Origin of the sequence: Mesorhizobium sp. CU3 (assembly GCF_006442965.1) — a bacterium.
Classification (GTDB): domain Bacteria; phylum Pseudomonadota; class Alphaproteobacteria; order Rhizobiales; family Rhizobiaceae; genus Mesorhizobium.
Map to the genome: position 1 here is coordinate 347,797 of NZ_VFWX01000001.1, position 16,637 is coordinate 364,433.

Sequence of the window (16,637 nt, forward strand, 5' to 3'; positions counted from 1 at the left end):
TTTTTGGACCATTTTAACAGGCCGGATGTTTCCGGCGCGTGTCGGCGCGTCATTCTATTGATGCGATTTCCATTTCGTTCAAGCGCGGCTTTGCCGCACCGCATCACGCTTTGATGAGGCGTGGTATTTGACGGTGAGGGGCGAGAATTTCGCGGTGACGATGCTGGGCGGGAGGGTGATGATGCTGTCGCTTCGCGCCTTGGATGGTGCCGCGACGATGCTTCGCATCGCGCTTAATCGCGCCGGCGACGACGCTGCGCGTCGCGCCTGATAGATCACTGGCATAAATCCCTGCGATCAGAAAAATTGATTGGCGCAACCCCTTATGCCACCCATACACTCAACTGGTCCAGCCAAATGAAAACAGCTGGCCATCCGAGGATGATTCTCCATGCCACAGCGCAATGACACGGCCATATGGTCCGGCCTGTTCCGTATTTCCGCCGAATCCGGCCAAACCCTCCAGGCACAGATCCGCCAGGCGATCGTCGCGGCCATTCTCGACCGACAGATCGCCGCTTCGATGCCGCTGCCGTCGTGCCGAATTCTCGCGGAAAAACTTGGCGTTGCCCGCGGCACGGTGGTGCTGGCGTTCCAGCAACTGGTCGACCAGGGTTTTCTCGTGGCGCGCGAGCGGCGCGGCCATTTCGTCAACCCCGACGTGCTGGCCACCCCCGCCAAGCCGCACCAGAAGGCGCCGGACCAGCAGAACGAGATCGACTGGAAGGCGCGCCGGCAGATCGCCGCCAGCGACATGCCGCCGCCGGCCAAGCACGACAACTGGATCAAGTCGTCCTACCCGTTCGTCTACGGCCAGTTCGATCCGGCACTGTTCCCGACCGCCGAATGGCGCGAATGCAACCGTATGGCGCTCGCGGTGCTGGAGATCCGCAACTGGGCGTCCGACATGGTCGATCGCGACGATCCGCTGCTGATCGAGCAGATCCAGGCCAGGCTTCTGCCGCGCCGCGGCATCTTCGCCAATCCGGACGAGATCATCGTGACGCTGGGCGCGCAGAACGCGCTCTACATGCTGGCGACGCTGCTGATGACCAAGGGCTCGAAAGTCGCGATGGAGGATCCGGGCTATCCGGATGCTCGCTCGATCTTCCGGCTGGCCGGGGCCGATATCCAGCCGGTTCCGGTCGACCAGTCGGGCATCGTCACGTCGTCGATCCCGAGCGATTCCGGCTTCGTCTTCGTCACGCCGAGCCACCATTGCCCGACCATGGTGCCGCTGTCGGCGGAGCGCAGGCAGGATCTCTTGGCGCGGGCCAACCGCAACAACCAGATCATCATCGAGGACGGCTATGACAGCCAGCTTCTCGACGAGGCGCCGCAGCAGGCGCTGAAGAGCCTCGATCGCTCGGGCCGCGTCATCTATGTCGGCTCGATGTCGAAGACGCTCGCTCCGGGCCTGCGGCTTGGCTACATCGTCGCCTCGGCCGGGCTGATCGCCGAGCTGCGCGCGCTGCGCCGCTTCATGCTCAGGCACCCGCCGGCGAACAACCAGCGCGCGGTGGCGCTGTTCCTGTCGCTCGGCCACCACGAGGCGCTGGTGCGCAGGCTGTCGGCCGCCTTCGACGAGCGGCGCAAGCGTCTGGTCCATGCGATTTCCGCTTTCCTGCCAGAATGGCGCTCGACCGACTCGGCGGGCGGCACCTCGCTCTGGCTCGAAGGGCCGCGCGGCACCGACTCGCGCGGTTTGGCCGAAGCGGCAGCCTCGCGCAGCGTGATCATCGAACCCGGCGACCGCTTCTTCGACCGCAGCGAAAAGCCCTCGCGTTTCATGCGCTTGGGCATCTCCTCGATCTCGCTGCAGCATATCGAGCCTGGCATCCGCGAGCTCGCGACCGCCGCGGGGCGCAGACCGGCGGCGGCCTGATCATCGAAAGAACTTTTCCGAAAGGAGCCGGCCTCGTGCCGGCTCCTTTCGTTTTGGGCCGACCGCCGCTCCAGCGCCTGGTATACTCGACGGCGATTCCTGGCCCATATTCTGTACCAATGCCGGTAGCATAGTCGGGGCCAGAAGGGGACTAGGCAGGCCGATGGTGGACCAACCGCTGCGCCCTGACCGATAAAAATCAAAGGTGGAGTGCATCCCATGTCAGTGGCTCTCGAGAAGCAGGAAGCGTCGTCGGACCAGCGTTCGCGGCGGTCCGGCGGGCGCGAAGCGCGCCGTGCAATGCGGGCAGCGCCCTTGGCCGACGACATCCGGCCAGTGCGGGCTGGCCTGGAGGGCGGCAGCTACGGCCCGTTGAGCCAGAACGACAAGGAGCGCATCCACGAAGCGGTGCTGACACTGCTGGAGACGGTCGGCTTCGCCAACGCCATCCCGTCCTGTATCGAGGCGCTGGTCCGGATCGGCGGCACCTATGGCGATGACGGCCGCATCCGCCTGCCGCGCGCCCTGGTGCTGGACACGATCAGACAAGCGGCGCGCAATTTCACCCTCTACGGCCAGGATCCGAAGCACGACATGCTGATCCAGGGCAAGCGCGTGCATTTCGGCACGGCGGGCGCGGCGGTGCATCTGGTCGACGTCGAGAAGCGTGAATACCGCGAATCGCTGCTGCAGGACCTCTATGACGCCGCCCGCATCGTCGACGGGTTGGACAACATCCATTTCTTCCAGCGCACCATGGTGCCGCGCGACATCCCCGATCCGCTCGATATGGATTTCAACACGCTCTATGCCTGCGTGATGGGGACCTCCAAGCATGTCGGCACCTCGTTCACCGTGCGCGAGAACGTCAAGCCGGCGCTGGAGATGCTTTATGCGATTGCCGGCGGCGAGGAGAATTTCCGGGCGCGTCCCTTCGTTTCCAACTCCAACTGCTTCGTCGTGCCGCCGATGAAATTCGCCGAGGACGCCTGCGGCGTGCTCGAAGCCTGCGTCGAGGGCGGCATTCCGATCCTGCTTTTGTCGGCCGGTCAGGCCGGCGCCACGGCGCCCGCGGCGATTGCCGGCGCAGTCGTCCAAGCGGTGGCCGAAGTGCTGATGGGCCTGGTCTATGTCAACGCGATAAAACCCGGACATCCGGCGATCTTCGGCACCTGGCCGTTCGTCTCCGACCTCAGGACCGGCGCCATGTCGGGCGGCTCGGCCGAGCAAGCGGTGCTGACTGCCGCTTGCGCGCAGATGGCGCAATTTTACGACCTGCCGGGCGGCTCGGCCGCCGGCATGACGGATTCGAAACTGCCCGACATCCAGTCCGGCTATGAAAAGGGCATCACCGACGTGATGGCCGGTCTTGCCGGGCTGAACCTCGTCTATGAATCGGCCGGCATGCATGCCTCGCTGCTCGGTTTCTGCCTGGAAAGCCTGATCATCGACAACGACATGCTTGGACATTGCCTGCGCTGCGTGCGCGGCATCGAGGTGACCGACGAGGCGCTGTCGATCGACACCATCGCCGAAGTCTGCCTGAACGGTCCCGGCCACTATCTCGGCAACGAGCAGACGCTGAGGCTGATGCAGACCGAATACTTCTATCCTGCCGTCGGCGACCGTTTCTCGCCCAAGGAGTGGAACGAGAAGGGCCGGCCCGACATCCTGTCCAGGGCCATCGCTGAGAAGAAGCGCGTGCTGGCCGAGCGTTTCCCGCGCCACGTGTCGCGCCTGCTCGACGACAAGCTGCGCGCCCGCTTCGGCGAGATGATTAAGCTGCCGCGCAGCGGCATGGGCGGCTAGGACGCATCGATATCCGGTGAGGCCGGTCTGCAAACGATATTTTTCTGCGCTTCCGGTGCTCACGTACTTAAGTACGCTCCGCTCCGGTTCTCGGAAACCACCTTGTTTGGTCGCTTCGCGCCCGTCTTCGACTCCGACACGGCCTGACCGGAATCTCAACGCGTCCTATTCCGCGGATCACTCGGCGCTCAGTCCGTAGCGCTCGACCACTTCGGCGTTGATCAGCTTGGCGTGCAGCGTCATCAGCACGATCTGCGCGTCGAAGCTGTCGCCGGTTTCCAGCGCCGCCTCGATGCGGCGCTCCACCTCCAGCGTGCGCTCCTTGCCATTGGCCCGCTCGAACACGTCCGGACCAGCAACGCAGTAGCCGCAGAGCTGCGCTACCGACGTATAGGCCTGCGCCGGCGGCTCGTCCGGCCAGCGGTCGTTCATCAGGTTGACGATGGTGAGTTTCACCCCTTCCGGCACCAGGGCCGGATGCAGGTCGGCGGCGCGCAGGGCGTCGTCCAGCTGGCGCAGGTCGCTTGAGCGGCCGAACATGCCGAGGAAGCCCAGGGAAGAACGCCTTTTCGCCATGGATTGCCTCCCGTTCGCGGAACCTGCCGATACAGGGCTTATCTGTAGGTTCCGAGCGGCCGAAACAAGGGCATGAAAAAGGGCGGCCTGCCGTCGGCAAGCCGCCCCTTTGATTGGACCGAATACGCGATCAGTGATTGTCGCGCGGCACGCCCCTGGTGTGCGCGACGTCCTGATATTTCACCGCCGGCTTCAGCACCATTCCCTGGTCGAACTGGTCGACCATGCCGCGCTGAATCTCCTGCCACGGCGTCTGATGCTGCGGATAGTGGTAACCGCCATTGCCGTTGATCGCCGCGCGGCGGCTGGCGAGTTCCTCGTCACTGATGAGGATGTTGGCGGTGCCTTTCTTCAGGTCGATGCGCACGCGGTCGCCGGTCTTGAGCAGCGCCAGGCCGCCGCCGATCGCGGCTTCCGGCGAGGCATTGAGGATCGACGGCGAACCGGACGTACCGGACTGGCGGCCGTCACCGATGCATGCCAGCGCATGGATGCCCTTCTTGATCAGGTAGGCCGGCGGCTGCATGTTGACCACCTCGGCGCCGCCCGGATAGCCGATCGGGCCGGCGCCGCGCATGAACAGGATGGTGTGCTCGTCGATGCCTTGCGCCGGATCGTCGATGCGGGCGTGGTAATCCTCCGGTCCGTCGAAGACGATGGCCTTGCCCTCGAAGGCTTCCGGATCGTTCGGATTGGAGAGATAGCGCTCGCGGAATTCCGCCGAGACGCCGCTGGTCTTCATGATGGCGGAATCGAACAGATTGCCCTTGAGGTTGATGAAGCCGGCATTCGCCTTGAGCGGCTTGTCGGCGCTGCGGATGACATCGTGGTTCTCGTTGGCTGCGTCGCGGCAATTGTCGCCGATCGACTTGCCGTTGGCGGTAACCGCATCGGGATGCGGCAGAAGCCCGGCCTTCATCAGTTCGGCCACCACCGCCGGCACGCCGCCGGCACGGTGGTAATCCTCGCCGAGATATTCGCCCGTCGGCTGCAAATTGACGATCAGCGGCACGTTGAGGCCGATCTTCTGCCAGTCGTCATTGTCGAGCGGTACGCCGAGATGGCGGGCGACGGCGTTGAGGTGGATCGGCGCATTGGTCGAGCCGCCGATGGCCGAGTTTACTACGATGGCGTTCTCGAAGGCCTGGCGCGTCATGATGTCGGACGGCTTCAGATCCTCATGCACCATCTCGACGATGCGCTTGCCGGTCTCGTACGAAATCTGGCCGCGCTCGCGATAGGGCGCCGGAATGGCGGCGGAACCCGGCAATTGCATGCCGAGCGCCTCGGCCAGCGAGTTCATCGTCGTGGCGGTGCCCATGGTGTTGCAATAGCCGGTCGACGGCGCCGAGGAAGCGACGATGTCCATGAATTCGTCATAGCCGATCTCGCCGGCCGAGAGCCTTTGACGGGATTCCCAGACGATGGTGCCGGAGCCGGTGCGCTTGCCGTGATGCCAGCCATTGAGCATCGGGCCGACCGACAGCGCGATCGCCGGGATGTTGACGGTGGCCGCTGCCATCAGCAGCGCCGGCGTGGTCTTGTCGCAGCCGATGGTCAGCACGACGCCGTCGAGCGGATAGCCGTAGAGCACCTCGACGAGGCTGAGATATGCGAGGTTGCGGTCGAGCGCCGCGGTCGGCCGCTTGCCAGTTTCCTGGATCGGATGACAGGGGAATTCGAACGGAATGCCGCCCATCGAAACGATGCCTTCGCGCACGCGCTTGGCGAGCTCGATGTGGTGACGGTTGCAGGGCGATAGGTCGGATCCGGTCTGGGCGATGCCGATCAGCGGCTTGCCCGACATCAATTCGGCGCGGGTCAGGCCGTAGTTCAGGTAACGTTCCAGATAGAGCGCCGTCATGCCCGGGTTGTCGGGATTGTCGAACCACTCCTGCGAGCGAAACTTCTTCTTCTTGGTGGGGGCGCCTGCCATGGTGGACTCCGTATTTGTATGACAAATCGATAAGACAACGCGCCCGTGCAGGCAAGAGCATGAGGGCCCTGAAACCAGACTTTGGTGCGATAGACATGCATCGGGCGCTGCGTTAGGCCTTTTTGGAATAGCGCTTGGGAGGTGTCGATGGCGTTGGTGATGGAAGGCGAGGAACACATTGCCGCACCTATCTCGAAAGTGTGGCAAGCCCTCAACGATCCGGAAATCCTGAAGGAGGCCATTCCCGGCTGCCAGAGCCTGGAGATGAACTCGCCGACCGAGATGGCGGCGACCGTGGTACTGAAGATCGGACCGATCAAGGCGACCTTCAACGGCGCGGTGACGCTGAAAAATCTCAAGCCGCCGCACTCCTACACCATCCAGGGCGAAGGCAAGGGCGGCATAGCGGGCTTCGCCAAGGGGGGCGCCGACGTGACGCTGACGGAGGACGGGCCGAATGCCACGGTGCTGAAATATGCCGCCAAGGCGGAAGTCGGCGGCAAAATCGCGCAACTCGGCAGCCGGCTGATCGACTCGACGTCGAAGAAGCTTGCGGCTCAGTTCTTCTCGAACTTTGGCGAGAAGGTGGGGGCAGCTTAGGTTGTGCTTCGCCTGAACAGCACCTGGTTTATCGAGCGCCGGCGCCGCCCCTCATCCGCCCTTCGGGCACCTTCTCCCCGTGAACGGGGAGAAGGCAGCGTAGCGACGCTGGCGATTGGCGAAATCCTCGGCGCGGGCTTCTTTCTCCCCGTCACTATACGGGGAGAAATGCCCGGCAGGGCAATGAGGGGCAGCGCTAACTAAAGCAATTATTCAAACACGATTGAAGGCACGGAAGCCTCGGCCGCGCCGCGTTCTTCGTTGACCCTGTCCCAAACTTTCGAAGCGATCTCGCGATAAATTTTGGCCTCGGCGCCGTCCGGCTTGGAGACGACCACAGGCGCGCCGGCGTCGGAGCTTTCGCGGATGCCCATCTCCAGCGGCACCTCGCCGAGGAACGTCACGCCGAGGCGCTCGGCTTCACGTCTGGCGCCGCCATGGCCGAAGATGTCGTAGCGTTTGCCGGTGTCGGGGGCGAGGAAATAGCTCATATTCTCGACGATGCCGAGCAGCGGCACGTCGACTTTCTTGAACATGTTCAAGCCCTTGCGGGCATCGATCAGGGCCAGGTCCTGCGGCGTCGAGACGATGACGGCGCCGGCGAGCGGCACCTGCTGGGCCATGGTGAGCTGGGCGTCGCCGGTGCCGGGCGGCATGTCGACGACCAGCACGTCGAGCGGACCCCATTCGACCTCGCGCAGCATCTGCGTCAGCGCCGACATCACCATCGGGCCGCGCCAGATCATCGGCGTCTCCTCATCGACGAGGAAGCCCATCGACATCACGTTGAGCCCATAATTCTGCATCGGCTTGAGGATCTTGCCGTCGACGGTCTGCGGCCGGCCATGGATGTCGAGCAGCCGCGGCATCGACGGGCCATATATGTCGGCATCGAGCACGCCGACCTTCAACCCGTTGGCGGCGAGACCGAGCGCCAGGTTGACGGCGGTGGTCGACTTGCCGACGCCGCCCTTGCCGGAGGCGACCGCGATGATGGCATCGATGCCGGGCACGCCGCGCTTGCCGTGGCTGTGCGAAGCAGGCGCCTGCGGCGCAGGACGCTGCGGCGCCGGCTGCGGAGCGGCGGGCTTGGGCGCTGCAGGGCGCGGCGGGACCGGTGCTTCCATGCCGCCGCCCTTCTTCTCGGCCGTCAGCGCGACCATGGCGCTGGCGACGCCGGGAATAGATTTGACCACGCGTTCGGCGGCGGCGCGCAGCGGCTCCATCTCCTGCGCGCGGGCGGCCGGCACGGTGATGGAAAAGAAGACCTTGGAATCGGCGATGAAGATATCGGAGACCATGCCGAGGTCGACGATGTTGCCGGTGAAGTCCGGCCCGTTGACCGTCTTCAGCCGCTCGATGACGTTTTCCTTGCTGACGGACATGGTTCTTTCCTCGGCGTTTGGCGATCCAGATAGTGCAGTTTCCCGCCAGAACCAAGCCGTGGCGCAAAGGCTTGCCCGACGTGCCACGGAAAACGACGGCGCAGGTCGGATTTGGCGGTGGAACACATACGCCCTGCTTCAGTTACCTGATCGGCCACGACAATCCCGGGAAGGAGACGGTCATGCTCGAGAACAGCAATGCGACGGCCAATCTCGCGGTAAAGGACCTGGCGAAGGCAAAGGCCTTCTATGAAGGCACGCTGGGCCTCAGCCAAGTGCACGACATGGGCGGCGAACTGGTCGTCTACAAAAGTGGCGACACGCTCATCAATGTCTATCATTCGCAGTTCGCCGGCACCAACAAGGCAACGGCGGTGACTTGGGCTGTCGGCGACCGGATCGAGCCGATCGTCAAGTCGCTGAGATCGAAGGGCGTCGCCTTCGAGCACTATGAGATGCCCGGTCTGGCGCTCGAGGGCGATATCCATGTCGGCCACGGCATGAAGGTCGCATGGTTCAAGGACCCCGACGGCAATATTCTGAACCTGGTCGACAAATAGATTTCATGATGGGCTGAGCACTGCGTCAGCCGATCAGCCGCGTGACGAAAAAGGTAAGCGCCGAAATGGCGGCTGTGGCCGGCAAGGTGACCACCCAGGCGACGACGATGTTGCCGGCGATGCCCCAGCGCACAGCCGAGACGCGGCGCGCAGCGCCGACGCCGATGATGGCACCGGTGATCGTATGCGTGGTCGAGACCGGAACACCAAGCCAGGTGGCGGCAAACAGCGTTATGGCGCCGCCGGTTTCAGCGCAAAAACCCTGCATGGGGTTCAGCCGCGTGATCTTCGAGCCCATGGTGTGGACGATGCGCCAGCCGCCGAACAGCGTGCCCAGCGCCAGCGCCGACTGGCAGGTGAGGACCACCCAGAGCGGCACGTAGAAGCTCTGGCCGAGCATGCCCTGGGAATAGAGCAGCACGGCGATGATGCCCATGGTCTTCTGCGCGTCATTGCCGCCATGTCCCAGCGAGTATAGCGATGCGGAAACGAACTGCAGCACGCGAAATGTGTTGTCGACCGCGAACGGCGTCTGGCGCACGAACAGCCAGGAAACGATGAGAATAAGCAGGAGCGCGAGCACGAATCCCGTCGCCGGCGACAGAGCGATGGCCGCGACCGTCTTGCCGAGCCCCGACCAGACGATGGCGCCCGTTCCGGCCTTGGCGACGCCCGCGCCGACCAGCCCGCCGATCAGCGCGTGCGAGCTGCTCGACGGAATGCCGGCGATCCAGGTGACGATGTTCCAGACGATGGCGCCGACAAGTGCCGCAAAGATGACCGCCGGCGTGACGATGCTGGCATCGACAATGCCCTTGCCCACGGTCTCGGCGACATGCAGGCCGAAGAACATAAAGGCGATGAAATTGAAGAAAGCTGCCCAGAACACCGCATAATGCGGCCGGAGCACGCGGGTGGAGACGATGGTCGCGATCGAATTGGCGGCATCGTGCAACCCGTTGAGGAAATCGAAGAACAGCGCCACGGCAACGAGGCCGATCAGCAGGGGAAAAGCGATCGTGGCGTCCATCGCCTAAACGTTCTCGATCACGATGCCGCTGATCTCATTGGCGACGTCCTCAAACCGGTCGACCACCTTTTCCAGCTGGCCATAGATCTCCGAGCCGATCAGATAGGCCATGGGATCGCTGCGGCCATGCCGCTTGAAAAGGTCCTTGAGGCCCTGTTCGTGCAGGTCGTCGGCGCGGCCTTCGACGCGCATGACCTCCTCGGCGACGGCGTTGAGGCGCGCGGCATTCGCGCCGACCTTGCCCAGCAGCGGGATCGCCTCCGCCACCAGCCGGGCGGCCTGGACGATGACCTCGCCCATTTCCCGCATCAGCGGATCGAACTCCCGCACCTCGAACAACTTCACCGTCTTGACGGTCTTGTGCATCATGTCGATCGCGTCATCCATCGACTGGATCAGATCCTTGATGTCGCCGCGGTCGAAGGGTGTGATGAAGGAGCGCCTGACGGCAAGCAGAACCTCGGCCGTGATGCCGTCCGCCTCGTTTTCGAGATCGACGATCTTCTGACACCAGCGGTCGATCTCCTTGCCCTGGAGAAGCTGCTCGAGGGCTTCGGCGCCGCCTACCACGGTGCGCGAGTGCCGCTCGAACAGATCGAAGAAGCGATCTTCGCGCGGCAACAGCTTGCGAAACCAACCCAGCATGTCGTCCTCCCTGCTTCCGCTTACCCCACATAGCGCCATGCGCGGCGCGGGAAAACAGGTGAGCCGGCTCAAAAATGTGGACGAGACTAGTTTGCGCCCGCGTCTTGCGCGGCAGAGCGATTTCCTCGACCTTGGCCTGACCCGTGGGGATCGGACGGCATGATCGACAAGCTGGAATTCTTCATCGCTCTCGCCAAGGAAGAGCATTTCGGCCGGGCGGCGGAGGTGTGCGGTGTCACCCAGCCGACGCTGTCGGCCGGCATCAAGCAGCTCGAGGAGCTGCTCGGCGTCATGCTGGTGCTGCGCGGCTCGCGCTTCCAGGGGCTGACGCCGGAAGGCAAGCAGGTGCTCAGTTGGGCGCGCCGCATCGTCGGCGATTCACGCACGATGCGCGAGGAGATGCGCGCGGCGCGGCACGGCCTGTCCGGCCGCATCCGCATCGCCGCCATCCCCACCGCGCTTGCCATGGTGGCGCGGCTGACCACGCCGTTCCGCGACAAGCACCCGGGCGTGACCTTTTCGGTGCTGTCGCGCACCTCGATCGAGGTGCTGACGCTGCTCGGCAATTTCGACGTCGACGCCGGCATCACCTATCTCGACAACGAGCCTCTCGGGCGGGTTACCAGCGTGCCGCTCTATGACGAGCGCTACCAGTTGATCACGGCCATCGGGAACCCATTTTCGGACCGCGACAAAGTGACGTGGGCCGAGATCAGCCAGCTGCCGCTCTGCCTGCTGACGCCGGACATGCAGAACCGGCGCATCATCGACCAGCATCTGGCGGAGGCCGGCGTGCAGGTGCGGCCGACGCTGGAATCCAATTCGATGATCGTGCTGTTCTCGCACATCCGTACCGGCAAATGGTCGTCGATCATGCCGCTCAACCTTGCGGAAACATTCGGCTTTTCCGAGCCGATCCGGGCCATTCCGATCGTCGAGCCCGATGCCAGCCACACCGTCGGCCTGGTGGCAGCGCCGCGCGAGCCGCACACACCTTTGGTGCAGGCGCTGCTGGACGAGGCGATGGCGCTGGCGGACGATTTCCGGTCGCACAAGTGATTTAGACAGTCCGGGCCGGTTTTGATTGATAGAAAATTTCTATCAAGCGACGGATCGGCTTTATTGATTTCAGAGGTTTCCTCTGATTTCCTAAGGACTTAGCGATATTGCGCCTCATGCATGTCGTTGCCCCGAAATCGCTCTATATTGCGGGGTGGCATACATCAGGCCGCCACGACCAGGGAGGGCGCTGCTTGACCATGCAGCCCGCAGGTACCGAGATCGCATCGCGCACGGCCGCGATCATCGACGAGTTGAAGGACCTCGAAGGTCCGCTGTTGCCGATCCTGCACGAGATACAGGAAGAGTTCGGCCATGTGCCGCAGGCGGCGCTGCCGGTCATTGCCGATGGGTTGAACCTCTCTCGCGCCGAGGTGCACGGCGTCGTCACCTTCTATCATGATTTCCGCGCCCGGCCGGCCGGCCGGCATGTGCTGAAGCTCTGCCAGGCGGAGGCCTGCCAGTCGATGGGTTCGGACGCCGTCGCGGCAAAGATCAAGCATCTGCTCGGCATCGGTTTCCACGAGACCACCCGCGACGGATCGGTTACACTGGAACCGGTCTACTGCCTCGGGCTTTGCGCCTGCTCGCCATCGGCCATGCTCGACGGCGAAGTGATCGGCCGGCTCGACGACGAGAAGATCGAAGAGATCGTCGCGGAGGTGCGCTCATGATCCCGCGCATCTACATTCCCGGTGATTCCGGCGCGATCGCGCTGGGTGCTGAGAAGGTCGCCAAGGCCATCGCCAAGGAGCTTGCCGAGCGCGGCATCGAGGCCAAGATCGTACGCAACGGCTCGCGCGGCGCCTATTTCCTCGAGCCGATGGTCGAGGTGGCCACGGATACGGGCCGCGTCGCCTACGGGCCGGTCAAGCCGTCGGACGTGAAGAGCCTGTTCGACAGCGGCTTCCTGAAAGGCGCCCCACACAAGCGCTGGCTGGGCTCTCCCGACAAGATCCCGTTCCTGGCCAAGCAGACCCGGCTGACCTTCGCGCGCTGCGGCGTCATCGATCCGCTGTCGCTCGACAATTACAAGGCGCATGGCGGGCTGAAGGGCCTCGAGAACGCCGTCGCCATGACGCCGGCCGACATCGTCAAGCAGGTGACCGAATCCGGCCTGCGCGGCCGCGGCGGCGCCGGCTTCCCGACCGGCATCAAGTGGAAGACGGTGCTGGAAACGGCGGGCGAGCGCAAATACATCGTCTGCAACGCCGATGAGGGCGACAGCGCCACCTTCGCCGACCGCATGATCATGGAAGGCGACCCCTTCGTGCTGATCGAAGGCATGGCGATCGCCGGCATCGCCACCGGCGCGACCAAGGGCTTCGTCTATATCCGCTCGGAATATCCGCATGCGGTGGCGACGATGAACAAGGCGGTCGAGATCGCCCGCAAGCACGGCGTGCTCGGCGTCAATGTGCTGGGTTCCGCCAACGCCTTCGACATGGAAATCCGCGTCGGCGCGGGCGCCTATGTCTGCGGCGAGGAAACCTCGCTGCTTAACTCGCTCGAAGGCAAGCGCGGCGTGGTGCGCGCCAAGCCGCCGCTGCCGGCCATCCAGGGCTTGTTCGGCAAGCCGACGGTGATCAACAATGTGATCTCGCTGGCTTCCGTGCCGATCATTATGGACAGAGGTGCGGCCTACTACAAGGATTTCGGCATGGGCCGCTCGCGCGGCACGATCCCGATCCAGATCGCCGGCAACGTGAAAAATGGCGGCCTGTTCGAGACGGCCTTCGGCCTGACGCTGGGCGAGATCGTCGACGACATCGGCGGCGGCACCTCGACGGGACGCCCGGTCAAGGCGGTGCAGGTCGGGGGTCCCTTGGGCGCTTATTTTCCCCGCGGACTGTTCGACACGCCGTTCGACTATGAGGAATTCGCCAAGCGCGACGGGCTGATCGGCCATGCCGGCATCACGGTGTTCGACGACACCGCCGACATGCTGAAGCAGGCGCGCTTCGCCATGGAATTCTGCGCCATCGAAAGCTGCGGCAAGTGCACGCCCTGCCGCATCGGCTCGACACGTGGCGTCGAGGTTCTCGACAAGGTCGCGGCCGGCATCGAGGCGGAGAAGAACCTCGCTCTGGTCACCGACCTCTGCAACACGATGAAGTTCGGCTCGCTCTGCGCTCTGGGCGGCTTCACGCCCTACCCGGTGATGAGCTCGATCACGCATTTCCCCGACGACTTCAAGCCCGCGCCGGCGCGCGTGGCGGCTGAATAGGAGCTGGCAGATGAACATCAAGGCCGACTTCCCCACCCTCATCGAAGAGATCGACTACGGAACGCCGGAGTCGAAAGCGACGAAGCAGATCACCCTCACTGTCGACGGGCAGAGCATCACCGTGCCGGAAGGCACCTCGATCATGCGCGCGGCAATGGATGGCGGGGTCGAGATCCCGAAACTCTGCGCCACCGACATGCTGGACTCCTTCGGCTCCTGCCGCGTCTGCCTGGTCGAGATCGAGGGCCGCGGCGGCACGCCGGCCTCCTGCACGACGCCGGTCGGCGAAGGCATGGTGGTGCGCACGCAGTCGGACCGGCTCGACGCCATCCGCCGCGGCGTCATGGAACTCTATGTCTCCGACCATCCGACCGGCTGGAACGAAAAGGCCGGCACCGGCGCCAGCGAGTTCGATGCGGTGGCGAAGTCGGTCGGGCTGAACGAAAACCGCTACGGCACCGAAGGCCGCAACCACGTCAAGGAAGAGGGCGGCGTCGCGCCAGGCCATGGTTCTTTGGCCGTCGACTACATCGCCCGCGACGAATCCAACCCCTATTTCACCTACGACCCGGCGCAGTGCATCGTCTGCTCGCGCTGCGTGCGCGCCTGCGAAGAGGTCCAGGGCACCTTCGCGCTGACCATCGAGGGCCGCGGCTTCGAATCGCGCATGGTCGCCGGCATGCATGAGGACTTCATCGCGTCCGAATGCGTGTCCTGCGGCGCCTGCGTTCAGGCCTGCCCGACCGACGCGCTGCGCGAAAAGACCGTGCTCGAAAAGGGCATGCCGGAGCGCTCGGCCGTCACCACCTGCGCCTATTGCGGCGTCGGCTGCTCGTTCAAGGCCGAGGTTAAGGACGACGAGGTCATCCGCATGCTGCCTTACAAGGACGGCAAGGCGAACCACGGTCATAGCTGCGTCAAGGGCCGTTTCGCCTATGGCTACGCCACGCATAAGGACCGGATTCTCTCGCCGATGATCCGCGAGAAGATCTCGGACCCGTGGCGCGAAGTCTCCTGGGAAGAGGCGATCGCTCATACTGCCAAGGAATTCCGCCGCATCCAGTACCAGTACGGACGCACCGCGATCGGCGGCATCACCTCGTCGCGCTGCACGAACGAGGAGACCTATCTCGTCCAGAAGCTGGTGCGGCAAGGTTTTCGCAACAACAATGTCGACACCTGCGCGCGCGTCTGCCACTCGCCGACCGGCTACGGTCTCGGCCAGACCTACGGCACCTCGGCCGGTACGCAGGATTTCGATTCGGTCGAATTCACCGACGTTGCCGTCATCATCGGCGCCAATCCGGTTTCGGCTCATCCGGTGTTCGCCTCGCGGCTGAAGAAGCGGCTGCGCCAGGGCGCCAAGCTGATCGTGCTCGATCCGCGCCGCACCGAGATGGTCAAGTCGGCGCATATCCAGGCCGACTATCACCTGCCGTTGAAGCCTGGCACCAATGTGGCGGTATTGACGTCGCTGGCGCATGTCATCGTCACCGAAGGGCTATTCGACGAAGCCTTCATCCGCGAGCGTTGCGACTGGGCCGAGTTCCAGGACTGGGCGTCTTTCGTCGCGCTGCCGGAAAACAGCCCGGAAACCATCGGCAAACTGTCCGGCGTCGATCCCGAACTGATCCGGGGTGCCGCGCGCCTCTATGCCAAGGGCGGCAATGGCGCGATCTATTACGGCCTCGGCGTCACGGAACACAGCCAGGGCTCGACCACGGTGATGGCGATCGCCAACCTCGCCATGGCGACCGGCAATATCGGCCGTCCGGGCGTCGGCGTGAACCCGCTGCGCGGCCAGAACAACGTGCAGGGCTCGTGCGACATGGGCTCCTTCCCGCATGAATTGCCGGGCTATCGCCACATCTCGGGCGACGCGGTGCGCGACATCTATGAGAGCCTGTGGGGCGTGAAGCTCGACGACGAACCGGGTCTGCGCATCCCCAACATGCTGGACGCCGCCGTCGACGGCTCGTTCAAGGGCATCTACATCCAGGGCGAGGACATCCTGCAGTCCGACCCCGACACCAAGCATGTCGCCGGCGGCCTCGCCGCGATGGAATGCGTGGTCGTGCACGACCTCTTCCTCAACGAGACGGCGAATTACGCGCATGTCTTCCTGCCGGGCTCGACCTTCCTCGAGAAGGACGGCACCTTCACCAACGCCGAGCGCCGCATCAACATGGTGCGCAAGGTGTTGGAGCCGAAGGCGCGCTATGCCGACTGGGAAGCGACGCAGGAGCTTGCCCGCGCCATCGGGCTCGACTGGAACTACACGCATCCGTCGCAGATCATGGACGAGATCGCCAAGACGACGCCGAGCTTCGCCAATGTCTCCTTCGACCTGCTCGACCGCGTCGGCTCGGTGCAGTGGCCCTGCAACGACAAGGCGCCGCTCGGCACGCCGATCATGCATGTCGACGGCTTCGTGCGCGGCAAGGGCAAGTTCATCCGCACCGAATATGTGGCGACGGACGAGCGGACTGGACCGCGCTATCCGCTGCTTCTCACCACTGGCCGGATTCTCTCGCAATACAATGTCGGCGCGCAGACCAGGCGTACCGAGAATGTGATGTGGCACGCTGAGGACCGGCTGGAGATCCATCCGCACGACGCTGAAGTCCGTGGCGTCCGCGAGGGCGACTGGGTGCGGCTGGCCAGCCGCTCCGGCGAGACCACGCTGCGCGCGCTGATCACCGATCGCGTCTCGCCCGGCGTCGTCTACACGACCTTCCACCACCCGGACACGCAGGCCAATGTGATCACCACCGACTTCTCGGACTGGGCGACCAACTGTCCGGAATACAAGGTCACTGCCGTGCAGGTGGCGCCGTCCAACGGGCCGAGCGACTGGCAGAAGGACTATAACGAGCAGGCTGAGCGGAGCCGCCGCATCGCACCGCTGGCGGCGGCGGAGTAGCC

14 protein-coding genes are annotated in these 16,637 nt (G+C 64.3%); 8 read left to right on the forward strand and 6 right to left on the reverse strand.

The annotated features are described in order from the left end of the window. Positions 1-78 precede the first annotated feature (78 nt). Positions 79-285: a hypothetical protein gene (locus FJ988_RS01665; RefSeq protein ID WP_140815003.1), complete on the reverse strand. Its 207-nt coding sequence runs from the start codon at positions 283-285 to the stop codon at positions 79-81. A gap of 106 nt (positions 286-391) precedes the next feature. Between FJ988_RS01665 and FJ988_RS01670 the strand changes: the two genes are divergently transcribed. Together FJ988_RS01670 and FJ988_RS01675 are read left to right on the forward strand one after the other, a co-directional pair. Continuing rightward, positions 392-1,885 carry a PLP-dependent aminotransferase family protein gene (locus FJ988_RS01670; protein WP_140815004.1) on the forward strand — a complete coding sequence of 498 codons (1,494 nt, stop codon included), beginning with the start codon at positions 392-394 and terminating at the stop codon, positions 1,883-1,885. Positions 1,886-2,104: 219 nt separating this feature from the next. Further along, entirely contained in the window at positions 2,105-3,694 is a 1,590-nt protein-coding gene (locus FJ988_RS01675; RefSeq protein WP_140815005.1) for a trimethylamine methyltransferase family protein, read from the forward strand. Between the two features lie 177 nt (positions 3,695-3,871). Here the strand turns inward: FJ988_RS01675 and FJ988_RS01680 are convergent, their stop codons facing one another. Both FJ988_RS01680 and FJ988_RS01685 read right to left on the reverse strand, forming a co-directional pair. Then, the gene (locus FJ988_RS01680) at positions 3,872-4,270 is read right to left on the reverse strand and encodes a hypothetical protein (protein WP_140815006.1); all 399 of its coding nucleotides are present in this window, start codon (positions 4,268-4,270) and stop codon (positions 3,872-3,874) included. 130 nt (positions 4,271-4,400) lie between these two features. Further along, a complete protein-coding gene (locus FJ988_RS01685; protein ID WP_140815007.1) occupies positions 4,401-6,206 on the reverse strand; it encodes an IlvD/Edd family dehydratase in 1,806 nt (601 codons plus the stop codon). Between the two features lie 147 nt (positions 6,207-6,353). On the opposite strand from FJ988_RS01685, the gene FJ988_RS01690 reads away from it, so the two are divergent. Continuing rightward, positions 6,354-6,806 carry a carbon monoxide dehydrogenase subunit G gene (locus FJ988_RS01690; protein WP_140815008.1) on the forward strand — a complete coding sequence of 151 codons (453 nt, stop codon included), beginning with the start codon at positions 6,354-6,356 and terminating at the stop codon, positions 6,804-6,806. A gap of 209 nt (positions 6,807-7,015) precedes the next feature. On the opposite strand, the gene FJ988_RS01695 is transcribed toward FJ988_RS01690, so the two are convergent. Beyond that, positions 7,016-8,191: an Mrp/NBP35 family ATP-binding protein gene (locus FJ988_RS01695; RefSeq protein ID WP_140815009.1), complete on the reverse strand. Its 1,176-nt coding sequence runs from the start codon at positions 8,189-8,191 to the stop codon at positions 7,016-7,018. Between the two features lie 182 nt (positions 8,192-8,373). On the opposite strand from FJ988_RS01695, the gene FJ988_RS01700 reads away from it, so the two are divergent. Then, positions 8,374-8,751, forward strand: a complete 378-nt coding sequence (locus FJ988_RS01700; RefSeq protein WP_140815010.1) for a VOC family protein — start codon at positions 8,374-8,376, stop codon at positions 8,749-8,751. A gap of 25 nt (positions 8,752-8,776) precedes the next feature. On the opposite strand, the gene FJ988_RS01705 is transcribed toward FJ988_RS01700, so the two are convergent. Continuing rightward, positions 8,777-9,781 (reverse strand): inorganic phosphate transporter, encoded by a 1,005-nt coding sequence (locus FJ988_RS01705; RefSeq protein ID WP_140815011.1) that lies wholly within the window; start codon positions 9,779-9,781, stop codon positions 8,777-8,779. A 3-nt stretch (positions 9,782-9,784) separates the two neighbouring features. Beyond that, complete coding sequence (locus tag FJ988_RS01710) at positions 9,785-10,426, reverse strand: DUF47 domain-containing protein (protein ID WP_140815012.1); 642 nt, start codon at positions 10,424-10,426, stop codon at positions 9,785-9,787. Positions 10,427-10,585: 159 nt separating this feature from the next. Between FJ988_RS01710 and FJ988_RS01715 the strand changes: the two genes are divergently transcribed. The 4 genes from FJ988_RS01715 (at position 10,586) to fdhF (ending at position 16,635) form a co-directional block, all read left to right on the forward strand. Next, entirely contained in the window at positions 10,586-11,485 is a 900-nt protein-coding gene (locus FJ988_RS01715) for a LysR family transcriptional regulator (protein ID WP_140815013.1), read from the forward strand. A gap of 194 nt (positions 11,486-11,679) precedes the next feature. Continuing rightward, complete coding sequence (locus FJ988_RS01720) at positions 11,680-12,159, forward strand: formate dehydrogenase subunit gamma (RefSeq protein WP_140815014.1); 480 nt, start codon at positions 11,680-11,682, stop codon at positions 12,157-12,159. Then, positions 12,156-13,712 (forward strand): NADH-quinone oxidoreductase subunit NuoF, encoded by a 1,557-nt coding sequence (locus tag FJ988_RS01725; protein WP_140815015.1) that lies wholly within the window; start codon positions 12,156-12,158, stop codon positions 13,710-13,712. Before FJ988_RS01720 ends, FJ988_RS01725 begins: the two co-directional genes overlap by 4 nt. A gap of 10 nt (positions 13,713-13,722) precedes the next feature. Continuing rightward, entirely contained in the window at positions 13,723-16,635 is a 2,913-nt protein-coding gene (gene fdhF, locus FJ988_RS01730; protein WP_140815016.1) for a formate dehydrogenase subunit alpha, read from the forward strand. Positions 16,636-16,637: the final 2 nt, after the last annotated feature.